We start from the raw sequence: 21,183 nt of genomic DNA on the forward strand, positions 1-21,183 counted from the left end.
TGTCAGTCCCGCTCGCACACGAAGATCGCGGTCCCCGGGATCAGGTTGCCGCGCAGCGGGGACCAGCCGCCCCACTCGGAGGAGTTCCAGGCGGGCCACTCGGGCTCGACCAGGTCGACCAGCCGGAAGTCCGCGGCCACGACGTCCCGGACGCGGTCGCCGATCGTGCGGTGGTGCTCCACGTACACCGCCCGGCCCCGCTCGTCCTGCTCGACGTACGGCGTGCGGTCGAAGTAGGAGCCGGAGACGGACAGACCCTCGGGGCCGGGCTCGTCGGGGAAGGCCCAGCGGATCGGATGGGTCACCGAGAAGACGAATCGGCCCCCGGGGCGCAGGACGCGGCGGACCTCGCGCAGCACCCGCACCGGGTCGGCGACGAAGGGCAGCGCCCCGTACGCCGAGCACGCCAGGTCGAAGGCGGCGTCCGCGAAGGGCAGATCGCCGGCGTCGGCGCACACCAGGGGGAACGACCCGCCGATGCGCAGCGCGTGCTGCAGCTGGCGGTGGGAGAGGTCCAGGGCCACGGGACGGGCCCCCTGGGCGGCCAGCCAGCGCGCGCACTGCGCGGCACCGGCGCCGATCTCCAGGACGTCCTTGCCCTTCAGCTCCTCCGGCGGCCCCAGCAGCTCCGCCTCCACCTCGTCGAGCCCCTCGGGGCCCCACACGAAACGGTCGTCGCCGAGGAACGTGCCGTGCTCGACCTGGTAGTCGTCGGCGTTCCGGTCCCACCAGCCCCGGTTGGCCCGGGAACTCTCCGTCACCCCGGCGTCGCGGCGGGTGGCCTCGGGTTCGTCGGCCCCGGCGGCACCGGAGGCATCGCGGGCCTCGCCGGCTTCGTGGACATCGGACTCTTGGATGATCGGCTCCCTCGTCGTACTCTTCCGTAACCTGCGCGCCGCGACCCGCTCCGGCGGTGACACGAAAGGGGTCTCCCAGGCCTGCGTGGCCTCAAGGGACAGGTTTTGTGCCGGGTATGCGGCGTTCCGCCCCGGGTGTGCGCCTTCGCGCATTGACCCTGCCTGGCTGCCCCCGTATGCTACAAGTTGCGCTGCGGGCCTGCGCACCTCAGACGTAGCAGGCTGCGCTCGCATCTGTCGTATGTCCCCTCGGTTTTCGAGGCGCCATTGGCTTTTCGTCATGTGGCGCTTCCTTGGCTGTCCGGCTTCTTCAGAGCGATACGGGCTCCCGGCGTAGCAGTACCTACGACTTCAATGTCCGTACCGGAGCCCTTTCCCACATGACGAGCAGCACCGAGACCACCGCCACCACCCCGCAGGTTGCGGTCAACGACATCGGTAACGAGGAAGCCTTCCTCGCCGCGATCGACGAGACGATCAAGTACTTCAACGACGGCGACATCGTCGACGGCGTCATCGTGAAGGTCGACCGGGACGAGGTCCTGCTCGACATCGGTTACAAGACCGAAGGTGTCATCCCGAGCCGCGAGCTCTCGATCAAGCACGACGTCGACCCCAACGAGGTCGTCGCCGTCGGTGACGAGATCGAAGCCCTTGTTCTCCAGAAGGAGGACAAGGAAGGCCGCCTGATCCTCTCGAAGAAGCGCGCCCAGTACGAGCGTGCCTGGGGCACCATCGAGAAGATCAAGGAAGAGGACGGCATCGTCACCGGCACCGTCATCGAGGTCGTCAAGGGTGGTCTCATCCTCGACATCGGCCTCCGTGGCTTCCTGCCGGCCTCCCTCGTCGAGATGCGTCGAGTCCGCGACCTCCAGCCCTACGTGGGCAAGGAGCTCGAGGCGAAGATCATCGAGCTGGACAAGAACCGCAACAACGTGGTCCTGTCCCGCCGTGCCTGGCTGGAGCAGACCCAGTCCGAGGTCCGCCAGACGTTCCTCACGACCCTCCAGAAGGGTCAGGTCCGCTCCGGTGTGGTCTCCTCGATCGTCAACTTCGGTGCCTTCGTGGACCTGGGTGGCGTCGACGGTCTGGTCCACGTCTCCGAGCTGTCCTGGAAGCACATCGACCACCCCTCCGAGGTCGTCGAGGTCGGCCAGGAGGTCACGGTCGAGGTCCTCGACGTCGACATGGACCGCGAGCGCGTCTCCCTGTCGCTGAAGGCGACCCAGGAAGACCCGTGGCAGCAGTTCGCCCGGACCCACCAGATCGGCCAGGTCGTGCCCGGCAAGGTCACGAAGCTGGTTCCGTTCGGTGCGTTCGTCCGCGTGGACGAGGGCATCGAGGGTCTGGTCCACATCTCCGAGCTGGCCGAGCGCCACGTGGAGATCCCGGAGCAGGTCGTCCAGGTCAACGACGAGATCTTCGTCAAGGTCATCGACATCGACCTGGAGCGTCGCCGGATCTCGCTGTCCCTCAAGCAGGCCAACGAGTCCTTCGGTGCCGACCCGGCCTCGGTCGAGTTCGACCCGACCCTGTACGGCATGGCCGCGTCCTACGACGACCAGGGCAACTACATCTACCCCGAGGGCTTCGACCCCGAGACCAACGACTGGCTCGAGGGCTACGAGACCCAGCGCGAGGCTTGGGAGGGCCAGTACGCCGAGGCGCAGCAGCGCTTCGAGCAGCACCAGGCCCAGGTCATCAAGTCCCGCGAGGCCGACGCCGCTGCCGCGGCCGAGGGCGGCGACGCCGCGGGTGCGGCTCCGGCCGCGGGTGGTGGCTCCTACTCCTCCGAGGGTGCGGACACCTCTGGCGCGCTCGCCTCGGACGAGGCCCTCGCCGCGCTCCGCGAGAAGCTGGCCGGCGGCCAGAGCTGAACGCACACGGCTGAGCGTTAGCCGATAACACCTCGGGCCCGCATCCCTCCGGATGCGGGCCCGAAGTGCGTCCAGGGCGGGCCGTGTTCGCAGCGCGTTCCGGGAATGCCCGGACCCGCTCCCGCGTTGTCGACTACGAACACGAGGAGGAGCGTTCACAGTGCTTGATCCGCAGGGTTTGTACGCATGGGAGCCGAAGGGCCTGGCAGTCGTCGACATGGCGCTCGCCCAGGAGTCGGCGGGACTTGTCATGCTCTACCACTTCGACGGATACATCGACGCGGGTGAGACGGGCGACCAGATCGTCGAACGGCTCCTCGGCTCACTGCCCCACCAGGTGGTCGCCCGCTTCGACCACGACCGGCTCGTGGACTACCGGGCGCGCCGCCCGCTGCTGACGTTCAAGCGCGACCGCTGGACGAACTACGAGGTGCCGGCCCTGGAGGTGCGGCTCGTCCAGGACGCCACCGGAGCGCCGTTCCTGCTGCTGTCGGGCCCCGAGCCGGACGTGGAGTGGGAGCGTTTCGCGGCCGCCGTCCAGCAGATCGTGGAACGGCTCGGCGTCCGCCTGTCGGTGAACTTCCACGGCATCCCCATGGGCGTCCCGCACACCCGCCCGGTGGGCCTGACCCCGCACGGCAACCGGGCCGAGCTCGTCCCCGGACACCGCAGCCCCTTCGAGGAGGCCCAGGTGCCCGGCAGCGCCGAGTCCCTCGTGGAGTACCGCCTCATGGAGGCCGGGCACGACGTGCTGGGCGTCGCCGCGCACGTCCCGCACTACATCGCCCGCTCGCCCTACCCGGACGCCGCCCTGACCGTCCTGGAGGCCGTCACGGCCGCCACCGGCCTGGTGCTGCCCTCCGTCGCCCACGCCCTGCGCACGGAGGCGCACCGCACCCAGACGGAGATCGACCGGCAGATCCGGGAGGGCGACGAGGAACTGGTCGCCCTCGTGCAGGGCCTGGAGCACCAGTACGACGCCGCCGCGGGCGCCGAGACCCGGGGCAACATGCTCGCCGAGCCCGTCGACATCCCCTCCGCCGACGAGATCGGGCGGGAGTTCGAGAAGTTCCTGGCGGAGCGGGAGGGCGACGGCTGATCCCGCCCACCGTCCGCCTCCCGCCTACCGGCCTCCTCGGCCAGGGCCTAAGCTGCCGGGCATGCTGAAAGTGGGTCTGACCGGCGGCATCGGGGCCGGCAAGAGTGAGGTGTCGCGGCTGCTGGTGGAGTGCGGCGCCGTACTGATCGACGCCGACCGCATCGCGCGCGAGGTCGTCGCACCGGGCACCCCCGGGCTCGCGGCGGTCGTCGAGACCTTCGGCGAGGACGTCCTCGCGCCCGACGGGAGCCTGGACCGCCCCAAGCTGGGCTCCCTGGTGTTCGCGGACCCGGAGAAGCTCGCCGCGCTGAACGCGATCGTGCACCCGCTGGTGGGCGCCCGCTCCAGAGAGCTGGAGAGCGCCGCTGCCGAGGACTCCGTCGTCGTCCACGACGTCCCCCTGCTCGCCGAGAACGGCCTCGCGCCGCTGTACGACCTGGTGGTCGTCGTGGACGCGGCCCCGGAGACCCAGCTCGACCGCCTGGTACGGCTGCGCGGCATGACGGAGGAGGACGCCCGCGCGCGCATGGCCGCCCAGGCGACCCGCGAGAAGCGGCTGGAGATCGCGGACATCGTCGTCGACAACGACGTACCCCTCGACGAACTGCGGCGACGGGTGCGGGAGGTGTGGGCGGATCTCACCCGGCGGGCCCACGCGTCCCACGAGCAAACCGAACACACGCAGGAATAGCGGGGTCCCAGGGGGCGTTGAACCGTCCCAGCAAGGGAAGGACTCAGCCGTGCCCGAGACCAGCGGTTCCACCGGACGTAGCCCTCAGACGCATGTCATCGACTTCCGCGCCGCCGAGCAGCTGCTCGCCGCGAACGACCCGCGGGGCGCGGTCAAGCTGCTCGACCGAGTCATAGCCGAGCATCCCGAGAACACGGCCGCCCGGCTGCTGCGTGCCCGCGCCTTCTTCGCCGCGGCCCAACTGCGGCCCGCCGAGCTGGAGTTCACGGTCGTCCTGGAGCGTGAACCGGACAACGCGTTCGCGCACTTCGCCCTGGCCCGCACCTATCAGCGTCAGGCTCGCCCCGACCAGGCCAAGCGCCACTTCCGGCTCGCCGCGGCCCTCGACCCGAACCCGCAGTACGTGGAAGCGGCCCGGTTCGACTCCTGACGGCCGGGCCCGCCGCTACGGGTGGGGTCCCGGCGGCTGGTACGGCGGGACGTCGCGGCCCGGCTGGTAGTGCGGGCCCTGACGGATGTGGCGCACGACCATGACCAGGTCGACGGTGACGATCAGCCACAGCACTCCGCAGGCGACGGCCCAGCCGGGACGGCCGGCCAGAGCGAACGCCGCTGTCCCGGCGATCGCCCAGATCAGGCCCCATACGCTCAGCCAGAGCCGCATCCGCAGCGGACTGCGCGCTGTCGTCGGTTCACTGCCGGTACGCATCGGATCGCCACTCCTCCTCGTCCTACTCGGAAACGTACTCCCCGTCCCACGCGTTTCTCCAGGAGACCGAGCGAACGGGGAGACGATGGCGCTGTTGGACGTGGTGCGGGCGGACGAGAGACTCGTCGACTGGCTGGGGGCACTGGAGAAGAGCGGGAACGCCTCCGCGGCGCACGCGCGGCTGCCGGACGCCGACGACGAACTGCTCGACGCGCTGCTGGACCTCGCCGTGCCGTACGAGGACGTCAACGACCTGATCGCGCTGCGCCGCACGCTGACGGCCGACGAGGGGGCGACCTGGCTGTTCGAGCGGTGCGTCGACGGTCTGGTGCGGGACATGGGAAAGGTCGGCAAGGGGCCGAGGCTGCTGCCGCTGCCCCTGGAGTCGGGCCCGCTCGGCCGCTACTTCCATGTGTACGTCTTCGTGGCGGCCCTGCCGTACGTGCGCGCGTACCACCGGGAGCGCGGGATCCCCGACGACGTCTCCCGGCGCACCCTCGCCGACCTGGGCCGCGGCCTGGTACTGCACCGCCGGCGGTACGGCGTGGGCGGGCTCGTCGCGCCGACCTGGTTCTCCCTGCACTTCCACGGGGAGCTGTTCCAGCTCGGCCGGCTGCAGTACCAGCGCGCCCGGGTGGGCGGACGGGAAGGTGTCGCGCTGGCGGCGGCGGGCCTCGCCCTGGGCCCCGGGGAGCCCTGCCTCGACCTGCACATCCCCGACTACGCGGGGCCCCTGACCCCGGAGGCGTGCGACCGGTCGCTGGCGTCGGCCCACGACTTCCTCGCCCGGCACTTCCCCGAGGAGCGGTACACGGCGGGCTGCTGCCACTCCTGGCTCCTCGACCCGCAGCTGGCCCGGTACCTGCCGGCGGACTCCAACATCGTCCGGTTCCAGCAGCGGTTCCGGGTCGCCGGCGGCACCGGCGAACCCGAGGACGACCTGCCGGTCCGTTTCGTGTTCGGGGACCCCGACCTGCCGGTGGAGACCCTGCCGCGCCGTACGCGTCTCGAACGGGCCGTGGGCGATCACTTGCGCGCGGGCGGGCACTGGTACAGCGGGCACGGCTGGTTCGCCTGGTGAGACACCCGCGGTCCGCCCGAGCCGGGGCGCCGGGGCACGAAGGAGGCATGGTTCACCCCATCGAGTGAATCGTGACCAGGAACGGCCCCTGCGCGCCCGGCCGTTGGACGGATATGGGCATTCAGATGCGTGAAGGGTACGAGGGGACCGGGTCCGGAGCGATCACCCCGGACGGCTGCGCGGTCGAGCTGTACACGCGGCTGCCGGTGGGCGACGAACCGGAGGTGATCGCGGGCGTCGCGCCCGCGGGTGCGCGCATTCTCGAACTGGGCTGCGGGGTGGGCCGGATGACCCACCCCCTGATCGAGCGGGGGTTCACCGTCACGGCCGTCGACGAGTCGGCGGAGATGCTGGAGCGGGTGCGCGGCGCCCGCACGGTGCACGCCTCGATCGAGGAACTCGACCTGGGCGAGAAGTTCGACGTGGTGCTGCTCGCCTCCTTCCTCGTCCACACCGGGGACCCCGAGGTACGGCGGGGGATGCTCGCTGCCTGTCTGCGGCACCTCGCGGACGACGGCTTCGTACTGATCCAGCGCGAGGGGGAGGACTACCACACCGACGTCCCCCGGGAACGGGTCGATCCCCGAGGCTTCACCGTCCGCATAGCGTCGACCGAACCGATCGGGGACGGGGTCCACTCGGTGTTCGCGGAGTACTTCTTCCCGGACGGCGAATGGACCCAGACGTTCCGCTCACGCCCCATGACCAAGGAGCAGTTCGAGGAGGCGCTGGCGGAGTCGGGGCTGACGGTGGACCGGTATCTGACGGAGGACCGGATCTGGGTGAAGGCGGTGCCCGTGGGGTGAGCGGACCGACCGGGGCGGGAATCTCGGCGTGAATTCCGTTCGGGCGGCGATGAGTTCGGGAGAGCGGTCCGGTCTACCTCTGCGACAGCGCACACTCGACCGCTTCACACAGGAGATCCCATGTCCGAGACCACCGCTCCCGTCGTCCGTACCGAGGCCACCGCGCGCGGCAAGGGCGCGCGCATCTCGCTGCGTGCGCTGCAGATCGCGCTCGCGCTGTTCTACGGGTTCGCGAGTGCGCTGCCCAAGCTGATCGCACACCCGTCGGCCGTCGAGTCCTTCGACACGCTCGGCTGGGGCAGCGCGGGGATGTACACCATCGGCCTGCTCGAACTGGCGGGCGCCGTCGGGCTGTTGATCCCCGTGCTGGCCCCGGTCGCGGCGGTGTCGCTGAGCGCCCTGATGGTGGGGGCGTTCATCACGCAGATCACCGCCTTCGACGGGGAGTACGCGGCGACACCGCTCATCCTGATCGTGCCGCTCGCCCTGATCGCCTGGGTGCGACGCCAGGACGCGACCGGCCTGACGAAGCTCGCGCGCGGCCGCCGGGCGTGATCGGTGTGACGGATCAGGTGGGGCGGCGGTGACGGTCGGCGTTGGCCGCCTCGGCCAGGCCCCGCAGGCGCTCCATGTCCCGCCGGTCGCGCTTGGTCGGGCGGCCCGTGCCCCGGTCGCGGATGCCCGCGGGGGCGACCGCCTCGCGGGGCGGGGGCGGCGGGGAGTTGTCGACGTAGCACTCGGCGGCGACGGGCGCCCCGACCCGCTTGCGGATCAGACGCCGCACGATCACGATCCGCTCGTGGCCCCCGGCCTGGCGCAGTCGGACCTCGTCGCCGACGCGCACCGCGTACGCGGGCTTGACGCGTTCGCCGTTGACGCGGACGTGGCCGCCCCGGCAGGCGGTGGCGCCCATCGAACGGGTCTTGACCAGGCGCACGGACCAGATCCAGCTGTCGACGCGCACGCTCTCGCCGCTCGCCGGTCGGGCCGCCTCGGCGGACGCCGCCGCCGACCTGTCGGAGCCCCCGTTCGTCGCGGCCGGATCCTCCGCCCGCTCCTGCGTACCTTCAGAAGCCATGCCTCGACCTTAGCTCCCGGCCGGCCGCACGGGGGAGGCGATCACCGGACGTACCGTGGAGGAATGGACGGCGGCGGCAGCGGTGGTGGCGGCGTGGTGGCCGGCGGCGGAGGCGGTGCGGGCGGCGGCGAGGGCACCGGGCTGGCCGCGCTGGACGCGCGGATCACCGGATGCCGGGCCTGTCCCCGGCTGGTCGAGTGGCGGGAAGAGGTCGCGCGCACCCGGCGGGCCGCGTTCGCCGACCAGGAGTACTGGGGGCGGCCGGTACCGGGCTTCGGGCCGCCCGACGCCGCGCTGCTGATCGTTGGACTCGCGCCGGCCGCGCACGGGGCGAACCGGACGGGGCGGATGTTCACCGGTGACCGCTCGGGCGACGTGCTGTACGCGGCGCTGCACGACGTGGGTTTGGCCTCGCGTGCCACGGCGGTCGCCGTGGACGACGGGCTGGAGCTGTACGGCGTACGCATCACCTCACCCGTGCACTGCGCGCCGCCCGCCAACAAGCCGACGCCCGAGGAACGCGACACCTGTCGGCCGTGGCTGGTCCGGGAGCTGGAGCTGTTGCGGCCGACACTGCGGGCCGTGGTCGTGCTCGGTGCCTTCGGCTGGCAGGCCGCGCTGCCCGCGCTCGCCGAGGCCGGCTGGGACGTACCCCGGCCCCGGCCCGTCTTCGGCCACGGCACCCACGTACCGCTCGACGGGCTCGACCTCTTCGGCTGCTTCCACGTCAGCCAGCGCAACACGTTCACCGGCCGCCTGACCCCCGCCATGCTGCGGGACGTCCTGCGGACGGCGGCACGGTCGGCGGGGCTGACGGTCGCGTCGTAGTCGCGGGGAAGCGGCGGCCCGGCCCCTGCGGAAAACCGGCTGTCGGCCTCCGCGTGCGCCGGTCAGGGTCGCGCAATGCCCGCCGTCGCGCTGCATGGCGGGCCGGGTTCCCGGGCCAACGCCACGGACCGTCTGATCGCCGACCTGGAGCAAGGTGGGTTCGCCGCCCGCGCTCCGCGCCCCCCGCCCGCGATCGCCGCTCCGCTCAACAGCCCGCGTCTGCTGCCATGCCCACTTCCCAACCACCTTGATGAATGCCCGAGTCGACGGTCGGCAGTGTAGGCAGGGGTCTGGCCGGGGGCTCACCGGGATTCTGGCCCGCCCCTCCGTCCGTCCACGCCGTCCTCGCTGTTCTTGCCGTCCTCGTCGAACAGATGTCGCACGGTCGACCGGTAGTTGGTCCGGACGTGGGCGAGGGCGTGCGCACGGGCGCGGTCGGGGTCGCCGGAGGCGATCGCGTCGTACAACTCGCGGTGCTCCACGAGGAGTTGGGGCCACTCCTCGTTGCGCCGGGTCATCCAGCGCAGGCGGCCCGCGACCGGTTCGAGGGCCTCGATGAGCAGGCTGTTCCCGGCCATGGCGATGATGCGGTCGTGCAGCCGGCTGTTGATGTCCGTGATCGACTCCGCGTCCTCCGCCTCGGTGGCGGCGGCCGCCTCGGCGAGGAGCCGCTCGACCTCGGCGAGGTCCTCCGGGGTGGCGCGGGCGGCGGCGAGCCCCGCGGCGTACACCTCCAGGGCCTCGCGCAGTTCGAAGAGCTCCTTGACGTCGTTCGGGGTCAGCCGCCGCACGACCGTACGGCGTGGTGTCTCGAAGTGGACGAACCCCTCCGTGACCAGCGCGCGGATCGCCTCGCGGACCGGCACGCGGGAGACGCCGAAGCGGTCGGCCAGCTCCCGTTCGACCAGTCGGTCGCCGGGGCGGAGGCCGCCCGCGATGATCTCCTGCCGCAGGGTGGCCAGGACGCGCTCGCGGACCGCGCCCAGGGGTTCGGTCTTCGTCGTGGAGCTCATGGAGTCATCTTCGCCGACTCCGGGTGTGTTTTACGGAGCGTTAACGAGGGCGACATCCGTCGGAACCGTTGACGGGAGGACCATGACGGCAGTTTGGTATACCAAACACGCTCGCCTGGGTGGCCGAAAGGTAGCCTCATCGAGCGGCGACCCTCCACAAGCAATCCTCCGTTCCCACGCTCCTGGAGGCCCCGTGCCCCTCGCCGACAGTGCCGAAGCCACCGGCACCACAGCGTTCGTCCCCGACCCCCGCCTCACCAACGAAGACCTGGCCCCCGCGACGAAGCGGAACTGGAAGGTCTTCGACCTCTTCGCCCTGTGGATGTCCGACGTCCACAACCTCGGCAACTACACGTTCGCCGCGGGCCTGCTCGTCCTCGGCATGAACGTCTGGCAGGTGTTCACGTCGCTGCTCGTGGGCTTCGTGATCATCTACATCGGGATGAACTGGATGGGGAAGATCGGGCAGCGCCACGGCGTGCCCTTTCCCGTGGTCAGCCGCATCAGCTTCGGCGTCTGGGGCGCCAACATCCCGGCCATCATCCGGGCCGTGATCGCCATCATGTGGTACGGCATCCAGACCTACCTCGCGTCCGTCGCGGTCAACATCATGCTGCTGGCCGCCTGGCCGGGCCTGGAGTCCTGGACCCACGACTCCTTCCTCGGCCTGCACCACCTCGGCTGGATCACCTTCATCGCCCTCTGGCTCATCCAGGCCGTGATCATCAGCCAGGGCATGGAGTCGGTCCGCAAGTTCCAGGACTTCTGCGGCCCGGCGATCTGGGTCGTCATGATCGCGCTGGCCGTCTGGATCCTCGCCAAGGCCGACTGGACCATCTCCCTCACCTCGACCCCGAACCCGGTCTCCGTCGGCGAGCAGTGGCGGCAGTGGTTCGGCGCGATCGGACTGGTCCTCGCCACCTACGGCACGCTGATGCTGAACTTCTGCGACTTCTCCCGCTTCGCCCCCGACTACAGGACGGTCAAGCGCGGCAACTTCTGGGGCCTGCCGATCAACTCGACCGCCTTCGTGGTGGTGTCCGTCATCGTCACCGCCGGCTCGATCGAGGTCTTCGGCAAGGCGATCACCGACCCCGCCCACCTCGTCGCCGAGATCGGCAACACCTGGATCCTCGTCCTGGGCGCCCTGACCTTCGCCATCGCCACCATGGGCGTCAACATCGTCGCCAACTTCGTCTCCCCGGCCTACGACCTCGCCAATGTCTGGCCGCAGAAGATCACCTTCAAGGTCGGCGGCATGATCAGCACGGTCGCGGCGCTGGTCGTGACCCCGTGGAACCTCTTCTCCAACCCCACCGTCGTCCAGTACTTCCTGGGCGGCCTGGGCGCCTTCCTCGGCCCGCTGTTCGGCGTGATCATGCTGGACTACTTCTGGGTCAAGCGCGGCCGCATCGACGTCGACGAACTCTTCAACGCCGAACCCGGCTCCCGCTACTACTACCGCAAGGGCGTCAACCCCAAGGCACTGTGGGCGTTCCTGCCGGCCGCGGCGGTCTCGGCGGTCCTCGCCCTGGTGGGCACCTTCCACGCGGTCGCCCCGTACTCCTGGTTCATCGGCACGGCGCTGGCCGCCGGGCTGTATGCGGTGCTGTGCCGGGACGAGCGGGCCGCTGGTTCGGCCTCCTCCGCGACCGCTTCCCCCGTGACCGTCCCGTCCGCGCCGACCCCCGCCGTGGAGGGCTGAGCGTGCGCATCGTCGTCACGAACTGCAACACGACGCAGGGAATGACCGAGGAGATCGTGCGAGGTGCCCGGGCCGCAGCAGGCCCGGGCACCGCCGTGACCGGACTGACCCCCGCCTGGGGACCCGAGTCCGCGGAGGGCTGGCTGGACAGCTACCTCTCCGCCGCCGCCGTCCTCGACACCCTGCGGACCCACGAGGAGCCGTACGACGCCGTCGTCATGGCCGGCTTCGGGGAACACGGGCGCGAGGGCGCGCGCGAACTGCTCGACGTCCCCGTCGTCGACATCACCGAGGCCGCCGCCCACCTCGCCTGCCTGCTCGGACGGCGCTACGGGGTGGTGACCACCCTGGACCGCACCTGCGGCCAGATCGAGGACAGCCTGGAGGCCGCCGGTGTGGGCCGCAACTGCGCCGCGATCGTCGGCACCGGGCTCGGTGTCCTCGACCTCGCCGACACCGACCGCACCACCCGGGCCTTCCTCGCGGCCGGCCGACGGGCACGCGACGCCGGGGCCGAGGTGCTGGTCCTGGGGTGCGCCGGGATGACCGGGTTGCAGCGGACGGTGGGGGAGAAGCTGGGGGTGCCGGTCGTCGACGGGGTGGGGGCGGCCGTGAAACTCGCCGAGTCGCTGGTCGCCCTGGGACTGACCACCAGCCGGGTGGGGAGCTACGCGAAGCCGCTGCCGAAGAGAAGGATCTGGGGGGTCGGGGCCGGGGCCGGGGGCAAGGAGTGAGCCGGGGAGGCGAGTGATCCGGTGCGTGGGGGAACGGGGCGCGGTACCGGGTGCCTCCTCGGGGGTGTGGGCGGCCTCGGGTTCGGCGGGGGGCTGATCGCGCTGTTCCCCACGTCCCTTACGGGGCCGGGGCCTTCGGGACCACCGCCGTCGCCGTGATCTCCACCAGCTGGCCCGTGTAGCCGAGGCAGGCCACGCCGAGGAGGGTCGAGGAGTGGGGGCCGATGCTGAGGCCGGACGCCTCGACGACATCCCAGACCGCGGTGAGGACGGCAGGCTCGCTGCTCACGACGTACACGTCGGTGTAGGCGACATGCTCGAAGTCGCTGCCCACCGACCGTAGTTGCTCCCCGAGGTTGGCCAGCACCTGCTCGGCCTGCCGCACCGGATCGCCCTCCCCGACCAGCTTCCCGTCGGCGTCCAGCGGGACGGAACCGGCGAGGAAGGCGAGCTTCGTCCCGGCCTCGACGACGGACGCGTGCGCGTAGACGGGGGGCGAGAAGAGACTGGGGACGACGGTGCGCCGGATCATCACTGCTCCCGGGAAGGACTGGGGAAGAAGACGGAGGACGACAACCTGTCGATCATCCGCCTCCCGCCCACCCCGCCGCATCCGAATTCCGGCGGGCGGAGGGGCGAGGGGCGCCGGGACAAGAGCGTGGGCCGAGCGCCCCGGCCGGTCGTCCGACGTCACGACGGTGGGCTGACCCGCGAGGACGCCGCCGTCCAGGATCGAATTCGGAGCCGGGGTGCGGACGGCGCCGGGGTGGACCGAGCAGACGCGGACCCCGTCGGGGCCGGCTCCAGCGCCGCCGTCCTGGTCGGCCCGCGCAGGCCCCGGCCACGGAGGAGATGTTCACGATCACCCCGCCCCCGCCCCCGCCCCCGCCCGCGCCCCCGGCCCCGCCCGCGCCCCCGGCCCGGCGCTGCGCGGGCGCCACCACGCGCGTGCCCGGCCGCGGACACTGCAATTCGACAGCGATCCCCGCGCTGTTCACCAGCACCGACACCGGCCCCAGCTCCCGCTCCACCGCGGCCACCGCCCGCCGCGGATCCGATCCCGCCCGCGCCGCCGGTGTCGATCGCCACCCGCTGTTCCTGCTGGAGCACGCGGCCGATCCAGGCTGCCCACTGCCGAATAGCACGGTGAAACGGTGCTCCGAAATAATCCTTCGAAAAGGGGGCCGTTTCGCTGTTACCGTCCTCCGCGTGGCGAAACTCAATCAGATCATCGCAGTGGAGAAAGGCGTCAAGTCCAAGTCGCAGCAGGACCTGACGGCCGCTCATCACGGGCTGCAGAAGCCGGCGTTGCTGTCCGGTATCGCGCGTACCTATCAGCCGAAGGACGAGGAGGGCGAGCAGTTGCCGCCCGAGTCGACCCGGGTGCAGGTGCGGGCGGAGGACGTGTTGCGGGAGACGGCGGGAGTTCTCACGCGACTGTTCGACGTGACCGCCACCAAGGACTGGGCCAACTGCACCTCGCGGGCGGACGTGAAGGTCGAGGGCCGGGTGCTCGTCGCCGACGTGCCCGTCGCCTATCTGCTCTTCCTGGAGAAGCAGCTCGGGGAGATCAACACGCTCGTGCGGAAGCTGCCCGTGCTCGACGCCTCCGAGGCGTGGGCGCAGGATCCGTCCACCGACGCCTGGAAGACCGAGGCCGTGCGGACGGTGCGGACGAAGAAGGTGCCGCGCAACCATGTGAAGGCCGAGGCGACTGACAAGCACCCCGCCCAGGTGGAGGTGTACTACGAGGACATTCCCGTCGGCTACTGGACGACCGTGAAGTTCTCCGGAGCCCTGCCCGCCCGGCGCGTGAACGAGATCCTCGACCGCGTAGAGAAGTTGCAGCAGGCCGTGAAGTTCGCGCGGGAGGAGGCGAACGGCGTGGACGTCGTCGACCAGCGGGTCGGTGACGCCATATTCGGCTACCTGTTCGGATAGTTCAGGTAGCCTCATGAACTCCCCGGCCGGCCTGTGAGCCGGGCGGGGTGCGCGAGGAGCGCAAGCTGAAGCTGAGGCTTGTCGTGACGGAGCGGTCCGTACCCGCCCAGGAATTCAGGGACGGACCGTGATCAATCTCAGACTATTGCTCCAGACTCAGTATTCGCCGCCGATCGCCGCAACGACCGGACCCAGGCCCCGGACGTCGAAATGCTGGTTCAAGTCCAGCCCGCGCAGCTCGATGCGTGGTGGTCCAAAGGCAGGACGCGGCGACATGATGACTGACCCGGGTTCTCAACCGTCGCGGCGTGCCCAAGGGGCGGCATATCAGGGCCCGGGGGCCGGCTACGCCCCCGGGTCCACCTTTATTGCGTTCATAAAGAACATGGCCTCTACAGAGATCGTCACATCGCGGTAATGCGAGCGTCCCACTTCCTCGAGTTCCGGGACCTACGGTGGAGGGCACACGCATACGCATACGCACACCACCACCGCCCCGGCCACCGTCGCCCGAAGGCACACCCCCGCCCTCACCCGACGACAGGAGCCCCGTGTCCCGCCCCCGCCGTGCCGCCCTCGCCCTGCCGCCCTGGCTCGCCCACGCCCTGCGTGCGCAGCGAGGGCCCGTTCCCTGGAACGCGGTGCTGCGGGGAGCGCTGGCCGGCGGACCGCTGCTGCTGGTCGCCGTGGTGTCGGGGCGCCCCTCCGTCGGGGTGCTCGCCGCACTCGGCGCCATGCTCGCCGGCATCAACGACCGGCCCGGCAGCAGGCGCGCCGCCGTGCAACGGCTCGGAGTGCCCGCGCTCGCGGGAGCCGTGGGGCTCCTCGCCGGCACGTACGCCGGGCAGTACGCCGGAGCCGTCGTCCTCACCCTGCTGCTCACCGCGCTCGGGCTGCTCGCCGGCGCGATGAGCGCGGTCGGGCCCGTGTACTCCGGGGCGGGCACCCAACTGCTGGTCGCGGCCGCCATCGGCGCCGGGATGCCGCTGCCGGAACCGGGGTGGCAGCGGGCGCTCGCCTACCTCGCCGGCGCCGGATGGCTGCTCGCGCTGCGCCTCGCCCTGCCCACCCCCGCGATCCTCACCGCCGGCGACTACCGCTTCGACGGCGAACGGGACGCCGTCGCCGCCGTGTACGACGCGATCGCGGCCCTGCTGGACGCGGTCGGCACCTCCGCCGCCGTCGCCCGGCGGGCCGCGCTGACCGCCGCCCTCGACCACGCCCAGGACGCCCTGGCCGGACCCCGGCTGCGGCGCTTCGCCAGCTCGTCGGCCGAACGCCGCCTGCACGCCCAGTACACCGCCGCGCTCCCGCTCGCCGAGGCGGCGACCGCGCTGGCCTGGGCCGGGGACGCCGTCGTCGGCCGCGCCTCCGAAGGACCCCGACGGCTCGCCACGGCCGTACGCGGCAACACCGCCACCGGCCCGCTGCCCGCGCCCGCACGCTCCGCGCCCGCGCTGCGCGCCCTCGACGACGCGCTGCTGCGCGCCGCCGAGACCTTCGACCGGGGCGGCGACCCACACGACCTGCACACCCGCCGCCGTACTCTCGGATCGCTCGTCCGGCTCGGCCTCGGCTCCGGCGGGCGCGAGTACGGGCTGCGGGTCGCCCTGTCCTTCGGCGCCGCCGCGGCCGTGGCGCAGGCGCTGCACCACCAGCACTGGTACTGGCTGCCCGCCACCGCCGTCTTCCTGGTCAAGCCCGACCTGGGGCCGCTCGTGTCCCGGGTGCTGTGCCGGGCGGCCGGGACCGTGCTCGGTGCCGTGCTCTTCGCCGGATTCGCCGCCGTGCTGCCCCGGCCGGAGGGACTCATCGCCCTGGTCGCCGTCAGCGGGGCGCTGATCCCCGTCGCCACCCGGCACTTCGCCGCCCAGACCGCGGTCGTCACCGTGCTGGTGCTCGCCCTCGTCATGGTCGGCGGGGATCCCCAGGCCTCCTGGAGCCGTATCGCCGAGACCCTGCTCGCCTGCGCCATCGTCCTGATCGTCGGACACCTGCCGATGCCCAGGGGGCAGCGAGGAGGGGGCGTACGCGCCCGGCTCACCGAGGCGGGCACGGCGGCGCACGCCTATCTCGCGCACGTCCTGCACGAGGCGCGCACGCCGGGCGCCGACCCTGGCGCGGGCGGGCCGTCACCGTCGAGCGGCGCGGCCACGCCCAACGGTGTCACCGTGTCCGTCGGGGCGGCCCTGCCGGGCGAGGCCGACGAACGGGCCGCCCGCTGGACGCTGCGCCGCGAGGCCTACCGCTCGCTCGCCGGGGCCCGCGCCGCGATCGCGCTCTCCGGCGCCGAACTTCCCGCCCTGGCCCGGCACACCGAGGGCACCGACGAGATCGCCGCCGTTCTCGAGCGGCTGGTCGACACCACCACCGCCTGCGCCGTGCACCTCGACGACACGGGACGGCTCGGCCGCCATCACACCGAGCGGCTCACCGCTCTCCTCGACGAACTCGCCCGCCACCGAAGGCATGTCGACATCAGCCTCCCCGCCCCACCGCCCGCGCCCGACCTCTTGCGGAAGCCGGGCGTGAGGGCGTGAGGGAGTGGATCGCGTGGTGTCTGGGCCGGGGTGACGGGCGCCCGGCGCCGACCCCGCACACCCGTCCCGGACCGGGCGCCGCCGATGGCGACAGGTGACCGATGCCCGGGCGGGCGATCAGGCGGCGACGTCCGGGCGGCGGCACGACCCGGCGGCGGCACGACCTGGCGGCGGCACGACCCGGCGGTGGCACGACCCGGCGACAGCGACGCCCGGACGCTGGCACGACCGCCCGCGTCCGGGAGCGGGCAGCGGCCGGAACCAACCCCCGATGCCCGAGTCACCCCCCTCCCGAGCCCGCCCCGGTCGTACCGTGACGGCATGACGCCGCCGCCTCCGCCCGCACCCCCCTCCTCCGCGCCCCCTTCCCCGGCCTCGTCCCCATCCCCCGCCGAGCTCGTCATCACCGGCTGCACCGCCCTCGTCCACGACGAGCACGAGCGGATCGCGTTCGTCGAGGACGCCGCGATCGTCGTACGGGAGGGGGTGATCGCGAGCATCGGACCGGCGGAGGAGACGGCCCCCGTGCCCACGGCGGAACGCATCGAGGCGCGGGGACAGGTCGCCCTGCCGGGGCTCGTCAACTGCCATACGCACGCGCCCATGGTGGCGCTGCGCGGCATCGCGGAGGACATGCCGGCCGAGGAGTGGTTCAACGACGTCATCTGGCCCGTCGAGTCCAACCTGACGGCGCGGGACGTCGAGCTGGGAGCCCGGCTGGCCTGCGCGGAGATGATCCGCGGCGGGGTGACCTGCTTCGCCGACCACTACTTCGCCATGGACACCGTCGCCGCCGTCGTCGAGGAGACCGGCCTGCGGGCGCATCTGGGGGAGGCATTCTTCTCCTCCCAGGGGCCCGAGGGCCGGGAGAAGTCCCTGGAGTTCGCGCTACGGCACCGGGGCGCGGCCGGCGGGCGCATCACCACCGCGCTCGCCCCGCACGCCCCCTACACCGTCGATGACGCCGACCTCGCCGCGACCGCCGACCTCGCCCACACGCACGACCTCCCCGTGCACCTGCACGCCGCGGAGAGCCGCGACCAGACCGACAACAGCCTCGCCCGGCACGGCGTCACGCCCATCGAGGTCCTGGAACGCACCGGACTGCTCGGCCTCCCCGCGGGCGTCCTCATCGCGCACGGCACCGGAATCGTCGAGCGCGACCTGCCGGTCCTGGAGCGGGCGACGGGGCCGGTGGCCGTCGCGACCGCGCCCCGCGGCTATCTCAAGTTCGCCTGGCCCACCACCCCGGTGCGCGCCCTGCGCCGCATCGGCGTCCCCGTCGGACTCGCCACGGACGGCGCCGCCTCCAACAACTCCCTCGACGTATGGGAGGCCATGGCCCTCACCGCGCTCGTGCAGAAGTCCACCGAGGGCGACCCGCGCTGGCTGACCTCCCGCCAGGCCCTGCACCACGCCACGCTCCAGAGCGCCCGGACCGTGGGACTGGGGGAGACCATCGGCAGCCTCGCCCCCGGCCGGCGGGCCGACATCGTCCTCGTCGACCTCACCGGCCCGCACACCCAGCCCGTGCACGACCTCGCCGCCACCCTCGTGCACAGCGCCCGCTCCGCCGACGTCACCACCACGATCGTCGACGGCCGCGTCCTGATGCGCGACCGCGAGCTGCTCACCGTCGACGTGCCGGCGACGGTACGGGAGATGACGGGCCGCCTGGCCGCACTCACCGACCGCAGCCACGGCGGTCGGATCCAGGACTACGACAAGGCGCCGGGGTAGCTGTGGCGAGCGGGCACGTATCACGACGCGGGACACGCACGAGGAGTGACAAATAGTGCAAGTGTTGGCACGCTCCGTCACCGAAATGTGTGGTTTCTGAGAGGGACCTCACAATCCGCGGTTGACCTCGTGTCAACTACGTCTCAGTACCGTCACTTCGCGAGCCGTTCACCCCATGGTTGGCGTTTAAATCTACGAGCTGACTAGCCGCGGGCTACGGGCTCACGGGTTCAGCGCGACATGGAGGTGCAGGGTGAACGGGCGAACGGTGCTGGGACGCTTTCCCGCCGGTGGACCGCGCGGCTCGTGGCCGGCGGAGGAACTGGCGCACGCGGCTCGCCTGGAGGGGCAGCAGGCCGAGGTCGTCATGGACATCGCGACGGACATGTTCCTGGTCATCGTGCGCGGTGCCGAGACCGCCGCGGCCGCGTCGGCCTGACCGTCACCCCGCCTTCGGCGAGGGAACCCTCGCCGCGGCGGTCCGCCCGGTCGGCAGCCGCGCCGCGAACTGCGCCGCCTGGAGCGAGTACAGCTCGGCGTACACCCCGCCCGTGGCCAGCAGTTCGTCCGGGGTGCCGGACTCCACCAGGCGCCCCTGGTCCAGGACGTGCACGAGGTCGGCGTGGCGGACCGACGCCAGCCGGTGGGTGATCAGGACGACCGTCTGACCGGTGCCCGCCAGGGCGCGGATCTTCTCGAAGACCTCCAGCTCGGCGCGCGCGTCCAGGGCGGCCGTCGGCTCGTCCACGATGAGGATGCGCCCGCGCCGGTACGCGGCCCGCGCGATCCCCAGCCGCTGCCACTGTCCGCCCGACAGCTCGTGCCCGCCGCTGAACCCCTTGCCCAGCAGCGTGTCGAGGCCGCGCGGCAGATCGTCCATCACGTCCTGCGCCCCGGCCTCCGCGACGGACGTGGCGAGCCGCTCCTCGGTCATCGGTGCCGACGGGCGGCCGATCGCCATGTTCACGCGGGCGGTGAAGGGCCAGCGCTTGAAGTCCTGCGCGACCATCGCGATGCGCTCGGCGAGCTGCCGCCGGTCGGCGCCCGCCGCGTCCACGCCGTCCCACATGATCCTGCCCTGGTCGGGCGCGTACAGCCCGGCGAGCAGCTTGACCAGGGTCGTCTTGCCCGAGCCGTTCTCCCCGACGAGCGCCACGATCTTGCCGAGCGGCACGGTCAGGGTGACGTCCTTGAGCGCGGGCCGGCCGGCCTTCCCCGGGTACGAGAAGGTCACGTTCTCCACCCGGATCTCCCGGGGGTCCTCCGGCAGCGGATCACCGCCCTCCGGGATCGCGCGCTTGGCGGCCTCCACGTACAGGCGCTGCATGTCGCCCACGAAGAGGGCCTCCTCGTGCAGCGCGTTCACCTCCAGGACCAGCGTGTCCAGGCTCGACGAACCCGTGCGGATCGCGAGGACCGCCGTCCCCGCCACGGACAGGGCCATGGCACCGGCGAGCAGCAGACCGCCCAGCGTCGCGTACGTCGCCACGGTGGCGAGCCCCGTCCACACGGCCGCGTACAGGCCCGTACGGGCCGCCAGCCGGGCCAGCCGGGCCTGCTCGGCCTCCGCGGTCTCCGACATCGACCGGTAGTGGCGCAGCAGGAACGGGCCGACGCCGTGCACCCGGATCTCCGGGGCCGCCTCCGGCTCGATCAGCAGGGAGCCGATCAGATAGCCCGCCCGCGCGTGCTGCACCCAGGCGTGGAACGAGGTGTAGCGGCGGCGGGCGATCGTCAGGGAGCTCCAGGCGCTCGGCAGGGTCATCGTGACCAGCAGCGGCAGCAGGGCCGGGTGCAGCACGGTCAGCACGCCGGCCGCCGCGATCAGCGAGATCAGCGCGTTGACCACGCGCGCCGAGTAGCTGATCATGCGGCGGGCAGACTGGGCGCCGTACTTCGCGGTGTCCAGCAGTTTGTGGAAGCCGTCGTCCTCGATCGCGGACAGCTCCACCGCCGCCGCCCGCTCCAGGTACAGCTCGGTCGCGACCCGCTCCACCTTCGGTTCCAGCCGGCCCGTGGCGTACGTCGACGCGGCCCGCAGCACCGTGGCCACCAGCATGACCGCGGCGATGGTGACGAGGGCGGGGACCGCCTCCCGCAGCCGTGCCTCGACCGTGCCGTCCGCCATCAGCCGGGCCAGGATCGTGTTCACCGCGAGCAGGCTCACCGCCTGGGCGAGGCCCCGGCCCGTCTCGGCGGCCAGCACGGTCCGCGCGGCCCGCCGGTCCGCCTGCCAGGCCAGCCGGAAGCTCGACGCGAGCAGCGACGGCAGCCGCCGGATCATCGCGCGGAAGTTCAGCTCCAGAAAGGCGTCGGCATGCTGCGACCAGCCCATGTCGTACCGCAGTGGCCCTCCGAAGAGGAGCGTCTCCGACTCGGACGTCTCCGGCTTGCCCCCACCACGCGCCTTCCCCACTCACGGCCTCCCCCGAGTCGTCGCAGACGGCCACTATCCCGGGACCCTCCCCTCCCGACCAGGGCGCA

General features: G+C 72.0%; 20 protein-coding genes. 14 read left to right on the top strand and 6 right to left on the bottom strand.

All coding sequences use genetic code 11. The features are described 5' to 3' along the window. Window positions 1-2: 2 nt before the first annotated feature. Window positions 3-920: a class I SAM-dependent methyltransferase gene (locus tag ACZ9QC_RS31835; RefSeq protein ID WP_472916254.1), complete on the bottom strand. Its 918-nt coding sequence runs from the start codon at window positions 918-920 to the stop codon at window positions 3-5. Between the two features lie 317 nt (window positions 921-1,237). On the opposite strand from ACZ9QC_RS31835, the gene rpsA reads away from it, so the two are divergent. The 4 genes from rpsA to ACZ9QC_RS31855 all read left to right on the top strand — a co-directional run bounded on the left by rpsA (window position 1,238) and on the right by ACZ9QC_RS31855 (window position 4,954). Then, entirely contained in the window at window positions 1,238-2,734 is a 1,497-nt protein-coding gene (gene rpsA / locus ACZ9QC_RS31840) for a 30S ribosomal protein S1 (RefSeq protein WP_215454571.1), read from the top strand. 160 nt (window positions 2,735-2,894) lie between these two features. After that, window positions 2,895-3,833, top strand: coding sequence for a PAC2 family protein (locus tag ACZ9QC_RS31845; protein ID WP_472916255.1), 939 nt, complete (start codon window positions 2,895-2,897; stop codon window positions 3,831-3,833). A gap of 61 nt (window positions 3,834-3,894) precedes the next feature. Next, window positions 3,895-4,524 carry a dephospho-CoA kinase gene (gene coaE, locus ACZ9QC_RS31850; protein ID WP_472916256.1) on the top strand — a complete coding sequence of 210 codons (630 nt, stop codon included), beginning with the start codon at window positions 3,895-3,897 and terminating at the stop codon, window positions 4,522-4,524. A gap of 49 nt (window positions 4,525-4,573) precedes the next feature. Beyond that, window positions 4,574-4,954: a tetratricopeptide repeat protein gene (locus ACZ9QC_RS31855; RefSeq protein ID WP_472916257.1), complete on the top strand. Its 381-nt coding sequence runs from the start codon at window positions 4,574-4,576 to the stop codon at window positions 4,952-4,954. Between the two features lie 15 nt (window positions 4,955-4,969). Here ACZ9QC_RS31855 and ACZ9QC_RS31860 read toward each other — a convergent pair whose 3' ends face one another. Then, complete coding sequence (locus ACZ9QC_RS31860) at window positions 4,970-5,233, bottom strand: DUF6343 family protein (protein ID WP_472916258.1); 264 nt, start codon at window positions 5,231-5,233, stop codon at window positions 4,970-4,972. Between the two features lie 85 nt (window positions 5,234-5,318). Between ACZ9QC_RS31860 and ACZ9QC_RS31865 the strand changes: the two genes are divergently transcribed. From ACZ9QC_RS31865 to ACZ9QC_RS31875, 3 genes are all read left to right on the top strand, one after another. Continuing rightward, entirely contained in the window at window positions 5,319-6,314 is a 996-nt protein-coding gene (locus tag ACZ9QC_RS31865; protein ID WP_472916259.1) for an acyltransferase domain-containing protein, read from the top strand. 125 nt (window positions 6,315-6,439) lie between these two features. Continuing rightward, window positions 6,440-7,120: a class I SAM-dependent methyltransferase gene (locus tag ACZ9QC_RS31870; RefSeq protein ID WP_472916260.1), complete on the top strand. Its 681-nt coding sequence runs from the start codon at window positions 6,440-6,442 to the stop codon at window positions 7,118-7,120. A 120-nt stretch (window positions 7,121-7,240) separates the two neighbouring features. Next, the gene (locus ACZ9QC_RS31875) at window positions 7,241-7,675 is read left to right on the top strand and encodes a DoxX family protein (protein ID WP_184895393.1); all 435 of its coding nucleotides are present in this window, start codon (window positions 7,241-7,243) and stop codon (window positions 7,673-7,675) included. A 13-nt stretch (window positions 7,676-7,688) separates the two neighbouring features. On the opposite strand, the gene ACZ9QC_RS31880 is transcribed toward ACZ9QC_RS31875, so the two are convergent. Next, window positions 7,689-8,198 carry an RNA-binding S4 domain-containing protein gene (locus tag ACZ9QC_RS31880; RefSeq protein WP_472916261.1) on the bottom strand — a complete coding sequence of 170 codons (510 nt, stop codon included), beginning with the start codon at window positions 8,196-8,198 and terminating at the stop codon, window positions 7,689-7,691. 63 nt (window positions 8,199-8,261) lie between these two features. On the opposite strand from ACZ9QC_RS31880, the gene ACZ9QC_RS31885 reads away from it, so the two are divergent. Beyond that, entirely contained in the window at window positions 8,262-9,026 is a 765-nt protein-coding gene (locus ACZ9QC_RS31885; RefSeq protein WP_472916262.1) for a uracil-DNA glycosylase, read from the top strand. A 302-nt stretch (window positions 9,027-9,328) separates the two neighbouring features. On the opposite strand, the gene ACZ9QC_RS31890 is transcribed toward ACZ9QC_RS31885, so the two are convergent. After that, the gene (locus ACZ9QC_RS31890) at window positions 9,329-10,039 is read right to left on the bottom strand and encodes a GntR family transcriptional regulator (protein WP_472916263.1); all 711 of its coding nucleotides are present in this window, start codon (window positions 10,037-10,039) and stop codon (window positions 9,329-9,331) included. Between the two features lie 193 nt (window positions 10,040-10,232). Here ACZ9QC_RS31890 and ACZ9QC_RS31895 point away from each other — a divergent pair, with 193 nt between their 5' ends. Both ACZ9QC_RS31895 and ACZ9QC_RS31900 read left to right on the top strand, forming a co-directional pair. Continuing rightward, on the top strand, window positions 10,233-11,744 hold the full coding sequence (locus ACZ9QC_RS31895) for an NCS1 family nucleobase:cation symporter-1 (protein WP_472916264.1): 1,512 nt from the start codon (window positions 10,233-10,235) through the stop codon (window positions 11,742-11,744). A gap of 2 nt (window positions 11,745-11,746) precedes the next feature. Beyond that, complete coding sequence (locus ACZ9QC_RS31900) at window positions 11,747-12,478, top strand: aspartate/glutamate racemase family protein (RefSeq protein WP_472916265.1); 732 nt, start codon at window positions 11,747-11,749, stop codon at window positions 12,476-12,478. 118 nt (window positions 12,479-12,596) lie between these two features. Here ACZ9QC_RS31900 and ACZ9QC_RS31905 read toward each other — a convergent pair whose 3' ends face one another. Further along, window positions 12,597-13,010, bottom strand: coding sequence for a RidA family protein (locus tag ACZ9QC_RS31905; protein WP_472916266.1), 414 nt, complete (start codon window positions 13,008-13,010; stop codon window positions 12,597-12,599). 677 nt (window positions 13,011-13,687) lie between these two features. Between ACZ9QC_RS31905 and ACZ9QC_RS31910 the strand changes: the two genes are divergently transcribed. The 4 genes from ACZ9QC_RS31910 to ACZ9QC_RS31925 all read left to right on the top strand — a co-directional run bounded on the left by ACZ9QC_RS31910 (window position 13,688) and on the right by ACZ9QC_RS31925 (window position 19,138). Next, window positions 13,688-14,419, top strand: a complete 732-nt coding sequence (locus ACZ9QC_RS31910; RefSeq protein WP_472916267.1) for a DUF7873 family protein — start codon at window positions 13,688-13,690, stop codon at window positions 14,417-14,419. A gap of 551 nt (window positions 14,420-14,970) precedes the next feature. Then, window positions 14,971-16,959 carry an FUSC family protein gene (locus tag ACZ9QC_RS31915; protein ID WP_472916268.1) on the top strand — a complete coding sequence of 663 codons (1,989 nt, stop codon included), beginning with the start codon at window positions 14,971-14,973 and terminating at the stop codon, window positions 16,957-16,959. Between the two features lie 321 nt (window positions 16,960-17,280). After that, window positions 17,281-18,699: an amidohydrolase gene (locus ACZ9QC_RS31920; RefSeq protein ID WP_472916269.1), complete on the top strand. Its 1,419-nt coding sequence runs from the start codon at window positions 17,281-17,283 to the stop codon at window positions 18,697-18,699. Window positions 18,700-18,952: 253 nt separating this feature from the next. Then, window positions 18,953-19,138: a hypothetical protein gene (locus ACZ9QC_RS31925; protein ID WP_472916270.1), complete on the top strand. Its 186-nt coding sequence runs from the start codon at window positions 18,953-18,955 to the stop codon at window positions 19,136-19,138. Between the two features lie 3 nt (window positions 19,139-19,141). On the opposite strand, the gene ACZ9QC_RS31930 is transcribed toward ACZ9QC_RS31925, so the two are convergent. Further along, entirely contained in the window at window positions 19,142-21,115 is a 1,974-nt protein-coding gene (locus tag ACZ9QC_RS31930) for an ABC transporter ATP-binding protein (protein ID WP_472916271.1), read from the bottom strand. Between the last annotated feature and the right edge of the window lie 68 nt (window positions 21,116-21,183).

Source organism: Streptomyces sp. HUAS MS02, assembly GCF_055702265.1.

Bases quoted from the DNA above. Each gene is read 5' to 3' on its own strand.
- rpsA (WP_215454571.1), top strand. From the start codon at position 1,238: ATGACGAGCAGCACCGAGACCACCGCCACCACCCCGCAGGTTGCGGTC.
- coaE (WP_472916256.1), top strand. From the start codon at position 3,895: ATGCTGAAAGTGGGTCTGACCGGCGGCATCGGGGCCGGCAAGAGTGAG.
- ACZ9QC_RS31860 (WP_472916258.1), bottom strand. From the start codon at position 5,233: ATGCGTACCGGCAGTGAACCGACGACAGCGCGCAGTCCGCTGCGGATG.
- ACZ9QC_RS31865 (WP_472916259.1), top strand. From the start codon at position 5,319: ATGGCGCTGTTGGACGTGGTGCGGGCGGACGAGAGACTCGTCGACTGG.
- ACZ9QC_RS31870 (WP_472916260.1), top strand. From the start codon at position 6,440: ATGCGTGAAGGGTACGAGGGGACCGGGTCCGGAGCGATCACCCCGGAC.
- ACZ9QC_RS31875 (WP_184895393.1), top strand. From the start codon at position 7,241: ATGTCCGAGACCACCGCTCCCGTCGTCCGTACCGAGGCCACCGCGCGC.
- ACZ9QC_RS31880 (WP_472916261.1), bottom strand. From the start codon at position 8,198: ATGGCTTCTGAAGGTACGCAGGAGCGGGCGGAGGATCCGGCCGCGACG.
- ACZ9QC_RS31885 (WP_472916262.1), top strand. From the start codon at position 8,262: ATGGACGGCGGCGGCAGCGGTGGTGGCGGCGTGGTGGCCGGCGGCGGA.
- ACZ9QC_RS31890 (WP_472916263.1), bottom strand. From the start codon at position 10,039: ATGAGCTCCACGACGAAGACCGAACCCCTGGGCGCGGTCCGCGAGCGC.
- ACZ9QC_RS31905 (WP_472916266.1), bottom strand. From the start codon at position 13,010: ATGATCCGGCGCACCGTCGTCCCCAGTCTCTTCTCGCCCCCCGTCTAC.
- ACZ9QC_RS31920 (WP_472916269.1), top strand. From the start codon at position 17,281: ATGACGCCGCCGCCTCCGCCCGCACCCCCCTCCTCCGCGCCCCCTTCC.